At 54.6% G+C, this 16,660-nt stretch carries 14 protein-coding genes; 5 read left to right on the forward strand and 9 right to left on the reverse strand.

The genetic code is table 11. The annotated features are described in order from the left end of the window. Window positions 1-32: 32 nt before the first annotated feature. Window positions 33-506: a CidA/LrgA family protein gene (locus ACIDEJ_RS03735; RefSeq protein ID WP_411986754.1), complete on the forward strand. Its 474-nt coding sequence runs from the start codon at window positions 33-35 to the stop codon at window positions 504-506. Beyond that, complete coding sequence (locus ACIDEJ_RS03740) at window positions 503-1,195, forward strand: LrgB family protein (protein WP_411986755.1); 693 nt, start codon at window positions 503-505, stop codon at window positions 1,193-1,195. Before ACIDEJ_RS03735 ends, ACIDEJ_RS03740 begins: the two co-directional genes overlap by 4 nt. A gap of 2,159 nt (window positions 1,196-3,354) precedes the next feature. Here the strand turns inward: ACIDEJ_RS03740 and ppa are convergent. Next, on the reverse strand, window positions 3,355-3,888 hold the full coding sequence (gene ppa, locus ACIDEJ_RS03745; RefSeq protein ID WP_411986756.1) for an inorganic diphosphatase: 534 nt from the start codon (window positions 3,886-3,888) through the stop codon (window positions 3,355-3,357). A 126-nt stretch (window positions 3,889-4,014) separates the two neighbouring features. Then, complete coding sequence (locus tag ACIDEJ_RS03750) at window positions 4,015-5,004, reverse strand: class 1 fructose-bisphosphatase (RefSeq protein WP_411986757.1); 990 nt, start codon at window positions 5,002-5,004, stop codon at window positions 4,015-4,017. A gap of 196 nt (window positions 5,005-5,200) precedes the next feature. Here ACIDEJ_RS03750 and ACIDEJ_RS03755 point away from each other — a divergent pair, with 196 nt between their 5' ends. Then, complete coding sequence (locus ACIDEJ_RS03755; protein WP_411986758.1) at window positions 5,201-7,408, forward strand: S9 family peptidase; 2,208 nt, start codon at window positions 5,201-5,203, stop codon at window positions 7,406-7,408. A gap of 33 nt (window positions 7,409-7,441) precedes the next feature. On the opposite strand, the gene ACIDEJ_RS03760 is transcribed toward ACIDEJ_RS03755, so the two are convergent. Then, a complete protein-coding gene (locus ACIDEJ_RS03760; RefSeq protein ID WP_411986759.1) occupies window positions 7,442-8,659 on the reverse strand; it encodes a cation:proton antiporter in 1,218 nt (405 codons plus the stop codon). A 108-nt stretch (window positions 8,660-8,767) separates the two neighbouring features. On the opposite strand from ACIDEJ_RS03760, the gene ACIDEJ_RS03765 reads away from it, so the two are divergent. Beyond that, window positions 8,768-9,613, forward strand: a complete 846-nt coding sequence (locus ACIDEJ_RS03765) for a universal stress protein (RefSeq protein ID WP_411986760.1) — start codon at window positions 8,768-8,770, stop codon at window positions 9,611-9,613. An 11-nt stretch (window positions 9,614-9,624) separates the two neighbouring features. Here the strand turns inward: ACIDEJ_RS03765 and ACIDEJ_RS03770 are convergent, their stop codons facing one another. Further along, window positions 9,625-10,506 carry a LysR family transcriptional regulator gene (locus ACIDEJ_RS03770; protein ID WP_411986761.1) on the reverse strand — a complete coding sequence of 294 codons (882 nt, stop codon included), beginning with the start codon at window positions 10,504-10,506 and terminating at the stop codon, window positions 9,625-9,627. 503 nt (window positions 10,507-11,009) lie between these two features. Here ACIDEJ_RS03770 and ACIDEJ_RS03775 point away from each other — a divergent pair. Further along, the gene (locus ACIDEJ_RS03775) at window positions 11,010-11,651 is read left to right on the forward strand and encodes a methyltransferase domain-containing protein (protein ID WP_411986762.1); all 642 of its coding nucleotides are present in this window, start codon (window positions 11,010-11,012) and stop codon (window positions 11,649-11,651) included. 131 nt (window positions 11,652-11,782) lie between these two features. Here ACIDEJ_RS03775 and ACIDEJ_RS03780 read toward each other — a convergent pair whose 3' ends face one another. From ACIDEJ_RS03780 to ACIDEJ_RS03800, 5 genes are read right to left on the reverse strand one after another with little or no spacing between them, the layout of a single operon-like run. Next, the gene (locus ACIDEJ_RS03780) at window positions 11,783-12,211 is read right to left on the reverse strand and encodes a nitrate reductase cytochrome c-type subunit (protein WP_411986763.1); all 429 of its coding nucleotides are present in this window, start codon (window positions 12,209-12,211) and stop codon (window positions 11,783-11,785) included. Then, complete coding sequence (gene napH / locus ACIDEJ_RS03785; RefSeq protein WP_411986764.1) at window positions 12,208-13,086, reverse strand: quinol dehydrogenase ferredoxin subunit NapH; 879 nt, start codon at window positions 13,084-13,086, stop codon at window positions 12,208-12,210. Before napH ends, ACIDEJ_RS03780 begins: the two co-directional genes overlap by 4 nt. Further along, window positions 13,083-13,805, reverse strand: a complete 723-nt coding sequence (gene napG, locus ACIDEJ_RS03790; protein WP_411986765.1) for a ferredoxin-type protein NapG — start codon at window positions 13,803-13,805, stop codon at window positions 13,083-13,085. The genes napH and napG overlap by 4 nt, the downstream gene beginning before the upstream one ends. 22 nt (window positions 13,806-13,827) lie before the next feature. After that, window positions 13,828-16,311, reverse strand: a complete 2,484-nt coding sequence (napA, locus tag ACIDEJ_RS03795) for a nitrate reductase catalytic subunit NapA (protein WP_411986766.1) — start codon at window positions 16,309-16,311, stop codon at window positions 13,828-13,830. Between the two features lie 15 nt (window positions 16,312-16,326). Beyond that, complete coding sequence (locus tag ACIDEJ_RS03800; protein ID WP_411986767.1) at window positions 16,327-16,602, reverse strand: chaperone NapD; 276 nt, start codon at window positions 16,600-16,602, stop codon at window positions 16,327-16,329. Between the last annotated feature and the right edge of the window lie 58 nt (window positions 16,603-16,660).

The following is a 16,660-nucleotide window of genomic DNA, read 5'->3' on the forward strand; positions in this document are numbered from 1 at the left end:
TAACTGCCAATAAGAGATTTTTTGGTGGTGTAATGCAAAGTTTTATTCGTTCGTCCCACGGTCACCGCAGCCGTTTACTGCTGGCGCAGAGTAAACACTACAGTGCAGCGTTGTTGCAGATAGGTCTTATCTGCTTGTTGGCCTGGGGTGCGCATGCCATTGCGGCCATGATCCACTCGCCCATTCCTGGCAGTGTTATCGGGTTGTTTGTGGTATTGCTGGCACTGGCTTTAAAAATCATTCCGGAAAAAGCATTGCAACTGGGCGCCGCATGGTTCATTGGTGACCTGTTGTTGTTCTTCATTCCGCCAATGATTTCAGTGCTGAAGTACGAAAATTTGTTGGAACACTACGGCCTGAATATTCTGTTCACTCTCGTGGTGGGTTCAGCCAGCGTACTGCTCAGTACCGGTATTGTGGTGGATAGGGTATTCCGTTTCGAGCGCAAATTAAACCTTAAACGGCAGATGGCTCGGCAAAAAGCGAGAGGTCACATAAAGTTATGAGCCAATCAACATTATTGGCATTGTTAAGTCTGGCAATTACCGTTGCCAGTTATTACTCGGCCAAGGCTCTGTATCGTCGTCATAAAACCTGGTGGTTGTTGCCCAGCATCATGGCGCCGGTGGTGGTTATCGTAATGGTGGTGTTGCTGTCCATCCCGTTACCCACTTATTTTGAATACACACACTGGCTGGTGACATTGCTGGCACCCGCCACCATTGCTTTCGCCTTGCCCATTTATCGTGAGCGGCAGTTGATCCGCAAATACCCCATTACCATCAGTTTTGGGGTGCTGGCCGGGGTGATGTTCGGCCTGACGTCCACCTGGCTGCTGGTGCAGTTTGTACCGCTGCCAGCCGAGTTGAGCCACAGTGTATTGGTGCGTTCCGTTTCCACACCGTTTGCACTGCAGGCCACTGACGCTTTTGGTGGCGTGCCCGAGCTGACCGCCATGCTGGTCATGCTCACAGGGATTATCGGTATGGTGATTGGTGAGCCGCTGTTTCGTCTGGCCCATATTCATACCGCGTTGGGTAAAGGGGTGGCATTGGGGGCTTCTGCCCACGGTTCAGGTACCGCCAAAGCCACTGAAATCGGTCAGCAAGAAGGCGTTGTGGCCAGTCTGACCATGATATTTGCCGGTATTACCATGGTGGTGGGCGCCCCGGTATTTGCCTGGATTTTTTCGTAAGTATTGCAGTGATTGCCCGTTGGCTATCACCCACAGTTTGATTACCGCCCTTTGGGTTTGGTAATCGTCGCCTGATCCCCCAATCAGGCAAACCTATCCTGAGTCTCTCAGGTCTTCATGTTGCGTTTATGCCGGTGGTTCCCCCCACCGGCTTTTTTTTTGCCTGAAATTCGGCGTAATTCAGCTATTGATCTCGTTTTATCGCTGCGCGATGGTAAGTTGGCGATCTAGGCAACGTCGTGAGCTTTCGTGCTCATACGACGAGATAAGGGGGCTAGACGGCTTCGCCCCCTTATCAATCCCCCTACCGTCCCACGACGCAAAACGCTACGGGCTTATGGGCAGCCATTTTCGCAAATCGCTGCCAACTCGGTATCCATTCCTCGGTGCGGCTTCGTCGGCCTTCATGCCTCGATTGCTCAATGGCTGCCCAACGCACCTGCGCAGCGCCAAGGGGAATGGGTGTCGCCAATTCGTTTGGTGTTGGAACGTTGCACAGTTCGTGCTTGATAAGATTGGTCTGCATCTATGTAGCTGGCGCAGCTAAGATTTATCACTGCGTGATTGCAACCTGAGGTTGCGAAAGTCGTGAGCTGTCGCGCTCACACTGCGACCAAGGGGCGATGCTCGTCCCTCGCCCCTTGGAACCCCGACGACGCCCCACGGCGCAAAACGCTACGGTGCTTCTGGTTTGTCATCTGCGAAAATCGCTCTGATTCGGAATCCATTCCTCACCATCGCTTCTCGTCGTCCTTGACTCGATTGCTTGATGCCTGCCCAACGCACCTGCGCTACGCTAAGGGGAATTGGTGAAGCCCGACAATTCTGTGGGTTTAAGCTAAAAATATTAGATGTTGTATCGTGTGTTTTATTTAGTAAAGAATTTAAACAGTAAATGCATATTCTTGTATTAGCGCAAACATCAAAGATTGAGTAGTTAACAATGAGTGACATTTAAACTCTTCTCAACCCTATAAATACAGTTTTACATCGACTGCTTACTCAACCAGTCTGCAGAACACGCTATAATTAACTTAGATTAGCAATTTAATCGCACCTTCACTTAGATTTACACCTATAAAAAAACAGAGTTATAAAAATCAAAGTCATAACAATCAAACTTACATTCTCTCCCAAGGTATCATAAACAATCGAAACCGTCAGTGGGACTGAAAATGCAAATATTATAAATTTAACTTCTCGCTCCTTAAATCTCTGGTTTGAAACAATTAGCAGTAACGTCAAGAACAAAAGAAATATGTTAATTGCAACTACCATAATGCATTCCTTTGGAAATTGAAAAGTATGAATATTGGCTTAATAGGAGTTAATTTTTCACACTCTCGCAGGACTGGCTGATTTGTTGAGTGGTGCACTTATTATCTGAATTCTGGTGTTCTTTAACTCTGACAAACTGCTGCGTATCTCGAACTGGTTCTGGGTAGGTTGATGGGCTATCAGTATGTAGTACCTCATTTCCCATAATCATTCGGTGTTTATCTGGGATAACATTAGGAGATACAATTCCATATCTGCCGTTCATGTGAGCCATTTCGTATTTAACATGCGGAATACCTAAAGCTTTGCATAGTTCCTCCGCAACTTTTTATGACCAATGCTCCCCGGTGTTTTCCCTTGAGTATTTAAACAGCCATCGAACGTTGCCACCTTTAAAGTTAAACCAAAATTTTTCTTTGGTACCTAATTGCTCTAGGTCTTCAGGACTCACGTTTAACCCTTTAATTTCAAATGCCATACGCAGTTCTAAATCAATTCCTTATAAATTTAGGATTGGCCTTTACATGCTGAATTACATTTGTGTTGTTTAATCCAGCCTCAGCACCTTAATCTACAGGATTACTCCGAGAATTCCCAGCACATGCGGACTTGTGGCCGTCGCCAGCATGGATGCTGGCGTCGAGATTACACGGATGTACTTGCATCGTGCCACAAGGATGCGTGTGCATAAGCCCGCTGCAGGCGATTTATAGCTGTAGTAAAAACAGCAGCATCGGCGCGCAGCAGATAGAACTCATGCTAATCAGCGGCGCTAGTGAAATGAAGCGAGAGCTTACCAGCAACTCCCGTTGCCGTCAGGCTACAAAAACAAAAAAGCCCGCGTTTGCGGGCTTTTCCATCGAACGAGCAACGAAAGGCAATTACTTACCTTCGTTATAACGTTCTGCGCTGGAGAGGATTTCAGCGCGGGCAGAGGCGGCATCTTCCCAGCCGTCCACTTTTACCCATTTGCCTTCTTCCAGATCCTTGTAGTGTTCAAAGAACTGTTTGATCTGTGCTTTCAGCAGTGCTGGCAGATCGTTCACATCATTGATGTGTTTGTATTCTTTGGAAACCTTGTCGTGTGGTACGGCCACGATTTTGGCATCTTCGCCGGATTCGTCGGTCATTTTCAGTACGCCAACAGGGCGGCAGCGGATCACGCTACCAGGCTGCAGTGGGTACTGGGTTGGTACCAGCACGTCTACCGGGTCGCCATCCAGGCTCAGGGTTTGGTTTACGTAGCCATAGTTGCAAGGGTAAAACATGGGCGCGGTCATCATGCGATCCACAAACAGGGCGCCGGTGTCTTTGTCCACTTCATATTTGATGGGGTCGTGGTTTTGTGGAATTTCAATCACAACGTAGATATCGTCTGGCAGAGAGATGCCCGCAGGCACAGCAAGTAAGCTCATTTGTTTATCCTTCACGGTAAGTGGAATCTTGGCGGCATAGCCGGCATGAATTAGCGTTAAGTGGCGGCTATTATAACGCGATTTGGCGGCTTGCCAACGCTGGCAAACCGCCGCTATGCAGGTGGATTAAAGCGCAGGTTCGCTGCTGTAATCCAGCGCGTGGTATTCCAGGCAGGCATCCACTTCATTGGCGGAGCCGAGGATTACCGCCACCCGCTGGTGAATGGCCTGCGGTTCGATATCCAGAATGGCCTGGTAACCGGTACTGGACTTGCCGCCGGCCTGTTCCACCAGAAACGACATGGGGTTGGCTTCGTACATCAGGCGCAGTTTATAGGGCTTTTGCGGATTCTTGTTGTCGGTGGGATAGGTGAAAATCCCGCCGCGGGACAATACCCGGTGCACGTCGCCCACCATGGCGGCAATCCAGCGCATGTTGAAGGCTTTTTCCCGAGGACCGATTTTGCCCAGCAGCAAATCGCTGATGTAGGTTTGCATTGGGGCTTCCCAGAACTGCTGGTTAGACATGTTAATGGCAAATTCAGCGGTGTCTTTGGGGATGCTGACCGCCGGGTTGGTAAGCAGGTATTCGCCGCTTTGCGGGTCAAGGGTGAACAGCTGCACGCCGTGGCCGGTGGTCAGGGCCAGCATGGTGGCGGGGCCATAGAGCACGTAACCTGCCGCAAGTTGCTGGCGGCCGCTTTGCAGGAAGCTTTGCTCGCTCACATCACCTTGTGGGGCGGGCAATACGGAAAAAATGGTGCCTACCAGTGAGTTGATGTCGATATTGGATGAGCCGTCCAGCGGATCAAAGCAGACCAGATAATCGCCGTTATCGCCCAGGATCACCGGCAGATCTTCCTCTTCCGAGGCCAGCGCCCGTACATTGCCATCGGCGCGCAGGGCGTCCTTGAGCATGTCGTTGGTGATGATATCCAGTTTCTTCTGGGTTTCACCCTGTATGTTTTCATGATCCGTGCTGCCTAATACACCCGCCAGTGCGCCTCGGCGTACTGCGTTGCTGATGGCAACTGAAGTGGTGGCGAGGGTCTGGAGCAGTTGCACCAGCGATGCCGGAATAGCTTGGTTGGCTAGAGTTTGAGCCAGGGTTTGCATGCTGTTTCCTTAATGTGAATTCGGGAGCCGTTCCTGGGGGCTAATCATAACGCAAAAAAGTGCGGCTTTCAGCGCTTGTGGTGGCTGTTTGTTCAAGGGGGGCAAAATAGGGCAGAATGGAGCACCGGATTTTCCGTTGCCGTTTGGCCGCTATGGAACCACTTACATGTCCCGATACTGGATTTACACTGCATTTATGACACTTTCAATGGCATTTGGCAGCACGGCTGCTGCCCAAACCCTCACCGGTGGCACCGAACCACTTATTGTTGAACGGCTGCATGCCTCGCCGGATTTGGCCGGCAGCAGTCCGCGCCAGTTAACCCTGTCGCCCGATGGCCGCCTGGCCACCTTTTTGGTGGGGCGCAAGGATGATCTGCATTTTTACGATCTCTGGCAGATGGATGTGGCCAGCGGTGAGGTGAGCCTGTTGCTGGACGCCTCAAAATTATCCCAAGGGGCGTTGTCTGATGAAGAAAAAGCCCGTCGCGAACGCCAGCGGATTTTTGGGCAGGGCATCATGGAGTATGTTTGGGCGGATGATGGCAAGGCGCTGCTTATCCCCTCTGCCGGAAAACTCTATTACTACACGCTGGCAGACGGCAAGGCGCGGTTGTTGCCCACAGGTGACGGCTTTGCCACCGATGCCAAATTGTCGCCCAAAGGCCATTACGTGACCTTTGTGGCCGGGCAGAACTTATGGCTGCTGGGGTTGGCGGACAATCAACTGACCCAGTTAACCACTGACGGTGGCGGTGTGATTAAAAACGCCATGGCAGAATTTGTGGCCCAGGAAGAGATGGGGCGCATGACCGGTTACTGGTGGGCGCCGGATGAGTCGGCCATTGCCTTTACCCGCATTGATGAATCGCCGGTTACTGAAGTCACCCGCAACGAGATTTATGCCGACGGCATCAAGCTCATTCAGCAGCGTTATCCGGCGGCGGGCAGTGATAACGTGCTCATTCAGCTGGGGGTTATCAACATCAACAACAAGCAGCTGCGCTGGATTGATCTTGGCGATGACCGTGATTTTTACCTGCCACGGGTGAACTGGTTGCCCGATAGCCGTCATTTGGCGTTTCAGTGGCAGAGCCGCAACCAGCAGCAACTGGCACTGCGCATGGCTGACACCCATACAAAGGGGGCGCCGGCATTGCTGCTCACAGAGCGCAGTAACGCCTGGATTAACCTCAATGACGATTTGCACTTCCTGAAACAGGGCGGTTTTTTATGGAGCTCTGAGCGCAGCGGCTTTAACCATATCTACCGCTTTGATGCCAATGGCAAACAGCTGGCACAGCTGACCCAAGGCAACTGGGCCGTTGACAGCATCCGCCATGTGGATGAGTCCCAAGGCTGGGTGTATTTTGCCGGTCGCAAAGACAGCGATATTGAAAAGCACCTGTATAAAGTGCGTCTCGATGGCAGCGGGCTTAGCCGTTTGTCCCAGCGGCCGGGGATGCATGATGCCACCTTTGCCGATAATGCGCCGGTGTATCTGGATTACTTCAACTCCCTGTCTCAGCCGCCCCAAGTGAGTTTGCACGATGCCAGTGGCAAACGTTTGCGCTGGGTGGAGGAAAACGCCGTAAAACCGGGGCATCCATTGTACCCTTATGCGGGTTTGTGGCAGTTGCCCGAGTTTGGCACCCTTGGCGCCGATGACGGCCAGACCCTGCATTACCGCCTGTTCAAGCCGGCCAATTTCAATCCTGCCAAGCGTTATCCGGTGCTGGTGCGGGTGTATGGCGGCCCCCATGCCCAACTCGTGGTCAACAGCTGGAGCAGTCAGGATTATTTCACCCAGTACCTGTTGCAACAGGGGTTTGCAGTATTTCAGTTGGATAATCGCGGCTCCGGCCATCGGGGCACCCGTTTTGAGCAGGCCATTTACCGGCAACTGGGCGTGGCGGAGGTAGCCGATCAGCAGCGCGGCGTGGCGTTTTTGCGTAGCCTGCCCTGGGTGGATGGCAGCAAGATTGCCATTTACGGCCACAGCTACGGTGGTTACATGGCCTTGATGTGCAAGTTCAAGGCGCCGGAAGATTTTGCCTTGGCCATCAGTGGCGCGCCGGTCACCGACTGGGCCTTGTACGACACCCATTACACCGAGCGTTATCTGGCACATCCGGCCGAAAATCCCCAAGGGTATCAACAGAGCAGTGTGCTGCCTTATCTTGGCGGTTATCAGCAAGGGTTATTGATGTATCACGGCATGGCCGATGACAATGTGCTGTTTGAAAACAGCACCCGGGTGTACAAGGCGTTGCAGGATGAGGGCAAGCTGTTCGAGATGGTCAACTATCCCGGTGCCAAGCACTCCATGCGCGGTAATGCGGTAAAAACCCACTTGTATCGCTCGCTGACGGATTTTTTGCAGCGGCATTTCCAGCGGCAATAAGCGGGCACTGAGCGGTGCGGGTAACAAGCGCTGCTATGGCTTGGATGATGGTTTGGACGATGGCTGGGGCTTGGGCAGCAGCCATTTCAGCAGCATGGGCCCCAGCAGGGTGGTGATGATAATCACCAGTACCAGCTCGGTGAACACCTCCGGCGGAATGATGTGCAACTGCTGGCCGATTTGGGCAAACACCAGCCCCACTTCGCCCCGGGGGATCATTGCGCAGCCTACCCGCCATTTGTCGCGCCATGGGCCTTTTACCGGCAGCCCCGCCAGCAGTTTTCCTGCCAGTGCCAGCACTATCATGGCGCCAATCAGCAAAAGGTTGCCACCATCAAGTTGCAGCTGGCTTAAATCCACGCTAATCCCCACATACACGAAGAAAATCGGCGCGAACACTTCGGTCAGCGGTTTCATGGCGTGTTCCAGTTTATTGGTAAAGGGGTAGGGATTTTGCAAATAACGCTGCCAGGGCCAGACAAACTGTCGGGATAACGCCAGCCCGGCAGAAAACCCGCCCAGCAAGGCCGGGGCGCCGGCATGGTGGGCCTGCCAGGCGAACAGGCAGATGAGCGCCAGCATCACCACCGCTTCATACCCGGTATTGCGGGCGTGGCCGCTGGCAAAACGCAGCAGGTAAACCATCATCCGCCCCAAGGGCGGCGCCAGCAGCAAAAAGGCCAGCAGGGTGGCAATCAGTTGCAGCAGTTGTCCCGGGGCAATATGGCCGTTACTGGCAAAGTTGAACAGCACGCTGAGCAATACCACGCCGGCGATGTCATCCACCACGGCGGCACCGAGGATGATCTGGCTGGTATGTTGCTGTTGTTGCCCGGCATGGGTGAGCACGCTCAGGGAAACGCCAATGCTGGTGGCGGTGAGGGCGCAGCCGTAAAAAATGGCGGCAAAGGGTGACAACTGCAGGCCGTAATAAGCGGCAAAACCTGTCAGCAGCAGCGGCAGGGCAATCCCGATAAGGGCCACCAGCAGCACCTGGCTGCCTGCATGGTACAGCCGTTTGATAGAGGTTTCGGTGCCGATGCTGAATAACAGCAAAATGATCCCCAGCTCGGCAATATTGGCCAGCAGCTGATTGGGGGCAAGCCACCCCAGTATTGACGGCCCCAGCAAGACGCCTGCGGCGATTTCCCCCACCACCGCAGGCCAGCCGAGCCGCTGGCAACCTTCCCCCAGTAACCGGGACAGTAACAGGATCAAAAACAGCGCAATTAGCAAGTCATCTATCGGCACGTTTCTTCCCCGCTTTGATACACTTAAATAAAGGGCGCCACCGTTTGCCCCTCTATTGAGTAGAGTCCAGTTTCTGCCTAAAAACCAGTGAAAAACGGGAGAAATCACATGGGAAAACTGTTTATTGTTGAACCGCATGAATCTGCGAACACCGATGTCATTACCAAGGGATTGCAATTGGCCAAGCAACTGGGCAAAGACCCGGAGATTTTTGCCTACTGCTATGAATATTTTTCTGGTGATCCCATCATTTACGAAGAGGCCAAGCAGCAGCTGCAGCAGAAAAAGCAGCAGGAATTAACCGCAAGACTCAATCAGTTGCAGGCCGGTGACGTGCCACTGCATGTGGTGTGGAGCAAATATCTGGCAGAACATGCCAGCCAGTACGCCGCCAATGAAGGATTTGAGCTGATAGTCAAGGGTATCCATTCCAGTGAGCATATGTTACCCACTGACTGGCAACTGCTGCGCACTACCAAAGTGCCGGTGATGCTGCTGACGCAAAATCCGTTGCAGCATGGCTCCAGCGTGTTGATGGCACTGGATTTGGACACGGATGACAAACACAAGCAGCAACTTAACCAGCAGGTGCTGCAACATGCCCGCATGTTGGCTGATGCCAGCGAGGGTACACTGCACCTTGCCTACATCTTGCGGGTACCGCGCATTATTCGCGATCTGGAAGTGCTCAACTTGCAGCAACTGGTGAAGGACGCCTACCAGCGCCATCAGCTGATACTGGCGCAAATCGGCTTACCCAAAGAGCAGGTGCACATTGTTTGCGGCGATCCGGATCTGTGTCTGTATCAGCTGGCTTGCCGGCTCAAGAGTGACTATCTGGTGATGGGGGCGCGGCAGCGCCAAGGGCTGATGGGCTGGATGCTGGGCAACACTGCAGAAAACATCCTGCAGCGCAGCCGTAGCAACGTGCTGGTGATCCCGACCACCAAATAGGCAAGCGCGTGTCAGGTGCGTTGGCGACTGAGCGTCAGCAATGCCTCGGCGGCGGGGGTTAACGGCAGGTTATTGCGCCAGATAAGCCCCAACTGCCAGAACAGCTCGTTTTCCATGGGCAAAAACACCAAGCGGTTGCTGTGGAGTTTATTGCAGATGGGCTCTGGCAAAATGGCCAGTCCCATGCCTTCTTCCACCATCGCCCCCAGAAAATCCCATTGACCGCTGCGAAAGGCGATATTCAGTGTCACCCCGGCTTCTTTGGTAAGCCGGGCAAACTGTTTGGCCAGGGAAAAATCCTCGTTATAGAGAATGAACGGATAGGGCGCCAGATCCTGCCAGCTGATTTTTGCCTTGGCTGCCAGCGGATGGCTGACCGGCAAGCAGGCTTTCAGCGGGTAGCCCTGCAGCGGCAGCGCTGAGAGCTGCTCTGAATTGGTCACCGGCAACGCGGTGAAGGCAATGTCCAGGGTGTCTGCCAGCAAGGCCTGTTCACAACCGTACCCGCCGTATTCCTGCATGTTGATTTCCACCCCGGGATAGGTCTGGCGGAATTTGGTGAGCAGGTCGATGGTGAGGGTGCTCATCATCGGACACACCCCCAAGCGCAGATGACCGGATTTCAACCCGGACAGATTGGCCAGTTCCTGTTCCATGCGGTGCCACTGCCCCATGATCTGGCTGGCGCTGGCATGAAAAATCTGTCCGGCCTGGGTGAGTTCCACCTTTTGATTGCTACGGATTAACAGTTGCTGATCCAGCGTTTCTTCCAGGCGCTGGATCATTTTGCTTAATGTGGGTTGGGTCAGATAGAGCTGCTCGGCCGCCCGAGTAAAGTTGCCTATCTCAACCAGCCGTAAAAAGCAATGCAAGGTCTTGATTGGAATATTCATTCTTTTAAGGAATCCTACCTATGGAATTAATTCATTTTACCTATAGCAACACTAATACTAAAGTTGTACACAGATAAAGAACAGAGGAATTTGCCATGAAATCCGCACAGAGTGGTTGGGTAAGCGCCCTTTACGAAGCGGCTACAGCCGCAGTCCCTGCACCTAAGGCAAAACCTGCCAAAGTGAACCAGCAGGGTTCGTGGAAAGGCGTATTCCATTTCCACAGAAAAGTTAAAACAGCTTAATCCATTAAGTTGTAAAAGCCTAGAATCGTCCGCATTTGCGGGCGATTTTTTTTGCCTGTTGCCAAGGGGTTGCCGCTGTCACCTTCCCGCGTTTTAACGCCTCATGGTGCATAATCCTTATGGCGTCTGGTGCTGATTGAGTGTGCAGCGCTGCATGGATAATACCCGGTGGCTGATGGTAAAGTGTGGCGGTTTTTCAGCGCTGAAGCTCCGGATGCGGGCAATCAGCCCAGGCTTTGGATACAACAGGAGGCTGCATTGTCAGCACACACTTGCCCCCTTTGCGGTGATCAGCAACCAAAAATGGCGGTGCCTGCCAGGGTTGCGCGCCGTTACCTGCGTTGCAGCGGCTGCCAGCTGATCTTTTTGCATGGCGGCGATCGCCTCTCACTGGCAGAGGAGCGGGCCTATTACGCCACCCATGAGAACAGCATTGACGATGCGGGTTATGTGGCATTTTTAACGCGGTTACTGAAGCCGGTGCTCCCTCTGCTGACACCGGCCATGGCAGGGCTGGATTTTGGTTGCGGCCCCGGCCCCACCATGTCGGCGCTGTTGGCCCGGCATGGCATCCGTTGTGATGATTACGATCCGGCCTTTTTCCCCATTGCCTTGCAGCCCAGTTATGACTTCATTTTGGCGAGCGAGTGTTTTGAGCATTTTCATCAGCCGGCAACCGAGTTGGGGCGTTTGTGCTCACTGTTGCCCCCCGGCGGCATTTTGGGGGTGATGACTGACCGCTGGCAAAGTGAGGCGCAGTTTTATGACTGGCACTACACCCGGGATCCCACCCATTGCAGTTTTTTCCATCTCGACAGCTTTCGCTGGATATGCCGGCACTACGGCCTGACGCTTTGTTATCATGACGAGCGGCGGGTGGTTATCCTGCAAAAAAATTAGCTGTTGAGTTGGTCGTTGAAACCGATAACAACGGATGCAATACCCTCGAGGCCATGGCGTGCCCCCCATGAGCGGAGCTGCCATGGCCGCGCGCTTCCTGTCGTTTTCTCGTCGTTTTGGCCGGCAGTGGCTTACTGCGATGTAAAACTGTTTTCCACCCGTGGTGGCTTGTTTTGTGCTTGGGGCACATGGCACTGGGTGCAAAAGTAGTTTTGCCCCTTGAGGGTGCCTTTGTCATCCAGTACATGGGAGGCCGCAACCGGTGTGGCCTTCATGCGTTTGGCCTTGTCCCAGCCGTGACAGTTCATGCAGCTGTTACGCTGCAAGCTGATGGGATAGTCCGCCTTGTGGGGAATAAGCGGTGGCTGCTCGGCATAATTGCGGGCAATGGCTGCGCCCCGCTTGGGGTATTGGGCCTCACTGTCCAGCGGTGCTGCCTGTGTCACCGGCGTGTTGCCACCAAGGGAGGTGACATTGACCGGTTGGGCCGTATGGGCGGTGTGTGGGCCGCTGCAACCGCAGAGCATGATAAAGAGTATCCAGGATAATTTTGTTTTCATTGTGTTTTCTCCGCCTTGTGGGCAACGCGTTGGAACGCTTTTGAATATCGGTTTTTATATTGAAAGACTTCAGGGGTGCAGACGTCGATACAACGGCCACAGAGGGTGCAATCACCACTGCTGATGACCGGTTGTTTGCCCTTGAGGGCAGGCTTTAACAACTGGCGCTCAGGGCAAACACTGAAACAGTCCATGCAGTTATTGCAGGCCTCGGCGTTAACGGCGACCACCTTGATGGGTGCCAGTTTGCCCAGCAGTGCGTAAAGTGCGCCCGTGGGGCATACATGGGCGCACCACAGGCGCTCTGCCAGCAGTAAATCCGCCATGAAAATTGCCAGCAGGATGCCAAGTCCACCCAGATTGCCAAACAGCAATGCCCGGTAAAGCAGCGGTACCGGATTCAGCCACTCCCACACCAGCATGCCGCTCAATATTGGCAGCAGTAGTACCAGTACCAGCATCACGTAGCGGAATGTTCCCGGCAGCGCCGGGGTTCGTGGCAGTTTTAAGGCGCGCCGCAACCAGGCGGCCAGATCGGTGATGATGTTCACCGGGCACACCCAGCTGCAAAACACCCGCCCTCCCAGCAAGGCGTAAAACAGCCCTATCAACCCCGCCCCGATTAACAGTGAGGATTGGGGCAAGTGGCCACTGAGCAGCACCTGCAGGGTGGTTAACGGATCTGCCAGCGGCACCGTATCAAGCAACACGCTGGCGGAAAGGTTTCCCCGCAGCAGCCAGATGCCAGCCCAGGGGCCCAGGGCAAACAGGGCCAGAATGGCCAACTGGCTTGTCCGGCGCAGCAGCAAAAAACGCCGGGCACGCCAGAAGCCCCGTTTGGCAGGCGCCGCAAACTGTGAAGTAGTACGGCTCATGGCGTGAATCCTCCGTTAAGCATCTCCAGGGTGACGCTCTCTGTCTGCTGGTAAGTGTCGTGGGCGGCGGCTTTGGCCAGCGCCAGTGCCTTTGGCAGCACCTTGATGGCCGGGGTTTGCAGCACGCAGGCATGCTCACATTTGCCACAGCCGGTGCATTTGTCGGCATGTACCACCGGAATGAACCTGGCATGGTGACCACTGCGCTGATTGCGGCTCATGTCGATGGTGATGGCCTCATCCAGCAGCGGGCATACGCGGTAACACACATCACAGCGCAGCCCTCTGAAATTGAGGCATTCATGCTCATCAATCAGCACTGCCACCCCCATGTCGGCCTGACGGATATCCTGCAGTGACGGATTCAGCGCCGCTGATGGGCACGCCTTGATGCAGGGAATGTCTTCACACATCTCGCAGGGGATGTTGCGGGCACTGAACCAGGGGGTGCCCGTTGCCGCCGGTGACCGCCAGCTTGCCAGTTGCAGGGTGTGGTAGGGACAAGCCTCCACACACAAGCCGCAGCGCACGCAGGCGGACAGGAATTCAGCCTCAGGCAATGCGCCGGGTGGCCGCAGTGCTTGCGGCCCCAGCGGCTGGGATTTGGCAATGGTCACCAACCCCGCGCCCAGCAATCCTGCCGCACAGGCATAACGGCCACCGGTGGCCAGAAACTGGCGACGGTTAACCTTTTTTACCTGTGATGACGGTGTTGCCATTGTGTTTCTCCTTGGCCGTGGTTCAGGCTTTCATCACCTTGACCGGGCATTTTTTGAAGTCGGTTTCCTTGGAGAGGGGGTCGGTGGCATCCAGCATCAGCTTGTTCACCAACTGGCGGGCATCAAAAAACGGCATGAACACCACGCCCCGGGGCGGCTTGTTGCGTCCCTGGGTTTCCAGCCGGGTTTTCACATCCCCCCGTGCGGAGGCCACAATCACTTCATCCCCCCGTTTCAACCCGCGGGCGCTGGCATCTTCCGGATGCATGAAGACTTGTGCATCCGGATAAGCCCGGTAAAGCTCTGGCACCCTGGCGGTCATGGAGGCGGTATGCCAGTGCTCCAGCACCCGGCCGGTACTCATCCACAGATCATATTCCGCATTGGGTTCTTCGGCGGCAGGCTCATAGGGCAGGGCAAAAATCACCGCCTTGCCGTCGGGCTTGCCGTAAAACTGGTAGCCGCTGCCAGCGGTGACATAGGGGTCGGCGCCTTCCACGAAGCGGCGCAGGGTTTCCTTGCCGTTCACTACCGGCCAGCGCAAGCCGCGACTGGCATGGTAAGCGTCAAAATCCGCCAGATCATGGCCGTGACCCCGCCCGAAGCCGGCATATTCTTCAAACAGCCCTTTTTGCACATAAAAACCGAAGTGGCGGGACTCATCGTTGAGCGCTCCTTTGCAGTCGCTCACGGGGAATTTGTTCACCACGCCGTTGGCAAACAGCACCTCAAACAGGGTCTTGTCCGTATATTGCGGCGCTTTGGCCAGCAGCTCGGCTGGCCAGACTTCGGCCACTTTGAAGCGTTTGGAAAACTCCATCAGCTGCCATAAGTCGGATTGGGCCCCCAGTGGTGCCCGCACCTGCTGATGCCACATGTGGGTGCGCCGCTCCGCATTGCCGTAAGCGCCTTCTTTTTCCACCCACATGGCGGTGGGCAGAATGAGGTCGGCACTGATGGCGGTTACCGTCGGGTAGGGGTCGGACACCACAATGAAGTTGTCCGGATGGCGGAAACCGGGGTGGATTTCTTCATTGATGTTGGGGCCTGCCTGCATGTTATTGGTGCACATGCTCCAGTAACAGTTGAGCTTGCCGTCTTTGAGCATGCGGCTTTGCAGCACGGCGTGATAGCCGGGTTTTGGCGGTATGGCCCCCTCCGGCAGTTGCCAGATTTTTTCAGCAATGGCGCGGTGCTTGGGATTGGCCACCACCATGTCGGCGGGCAACCGGTGGGCAAAGGTGCCCACTTCCCGGGCGGTACCGCAGGCGGAGGGTTGGCCGGTCAAGGAATAGGGACTGTTGCCCGGCGTGGAGATTTTGCCGGTGAGCAGATGCAGGTTATACAGCATGTTGTTGGCCCATACGCCGCGTACATGCTGGTTGATGCCCATGGTCCACAGGCTGATCACTTTAATCTTGGGATCGGCATAGGCTTTGGCCAGTGTCAGCAGTTTTTCTGGCGCCACGCCACTCATTTGGGCGGCATATTCCAGGGTGTAGCTGCTGACAAATTTGGCATATTCCTCAAAACTGATGGGGCTGGACTTGCCGTTGCCCGGATTTTTGGCCTTTTTCTCCAGCGGGTGATCCGGTCGCAGGCCGTAACCGATATCGGTGACCCCTTTGACAAATTTGGTGTGCTTGTTGACAAAGTCACGGTTTACGGCGCCGTTCTGGATGATGTAATTGGCAATGAAGTTCAGGATCACCAGATCGGATTGGGGCCGGAACACCATGGGATTGTCGGCCAAATCGAAAGAGCGGTTCTGGAAAGTGGACAGCACATGCACTTTGCCGTTGGGGTTGCTCAGGCGCCGGTCTGACAGGCGGGCCCACAATACCGGGTGCATCTCCGCCATATTGGCGCCCCACAGCACGAAATGATCGGCCGCTTCCAAATCGTCATAACAGCCCATGGGTTCGTCCATGCCGAAGGTGCGCATGAAGCCCCCTACGGCAGAAGCCATGCAATGGCGGGCGTTAGGGTCGATGTTGTTGGTCAGGAAACCCGCTTTATGGAGTTTTACCGCGGCATAGCCTTCCCAGATGGTCCATTGGCCGGAGCCGAACATGCCCACGCTGGTAGGGCCTTTGGTTTGCAGTGCGTGTTTCCATTTCTCGGCCATCACGTCAAACGCCGTATCCCAGCTGACCGGCGTGAACTCCCCCTCTTTATCGTATTGGCCGTTTTTCATCCGCAGCAATGGCGTATTGAGCCTGTCCTTGCCGTACATGATTTTCGACAGGAAATAACCCTTGATGCAGCTAAGCCCCCTGTTCACCGGGCTTTCAGGATCGCCCTTGGTGGCCACCACTTTGCCGTCACGGGTGCCCACCAGTACGGAACAGCCCGTGCCGCAAAAACGGCAGGGGGCTTTATCCCATGTTATGGCATCGTTTTGCTGGGCGGCCTGCACCATTTTTACCGGCAAGGTGGCACCAATGGTTAATGCGGCGGCAACGGCGGCATTGGCTTTGAGAAACTCACGGCGGTTAATGCTCATGGTGTGTCCTCTTCTTTATCGTTGTGGTTCGTGGCTGAGGGTCTCAACCTGGTGATAAACAAGGCTGCTGGACAATACGTCCGGCAGCTGGTTAATGGCTTCCACCTGGGTCAGCACCTGTTGCTGGCTGTCGCCCTCAATGGTGATCACCAGTTTGCCCTCGGGTGTTGAGGCGTGGATTTCGCAGCCGGCCAACCGGGCAATATGGTGGCTGACGGTTGGCAGATGACCCGGGGCTGCATGGATCACCAGACTGGTGATGTGGTATTCCTGCGATGTTTGCTGAGACATGTCCCACCTGCTTGAGTTGGCGGCGCTGTGGCCTGTCGTGGTGACAAAAAGTCTAGGA

This window comes from Shewanella mytili, from assembly GCF_046765975.1.
Taxonomy (GTDB): domain Bacteria; phylum Pseudomonadota; class Gammaproteobacteria; order Enterobacterales; family Shewanellaceae; genus Shewanella; species Shewanella mytili.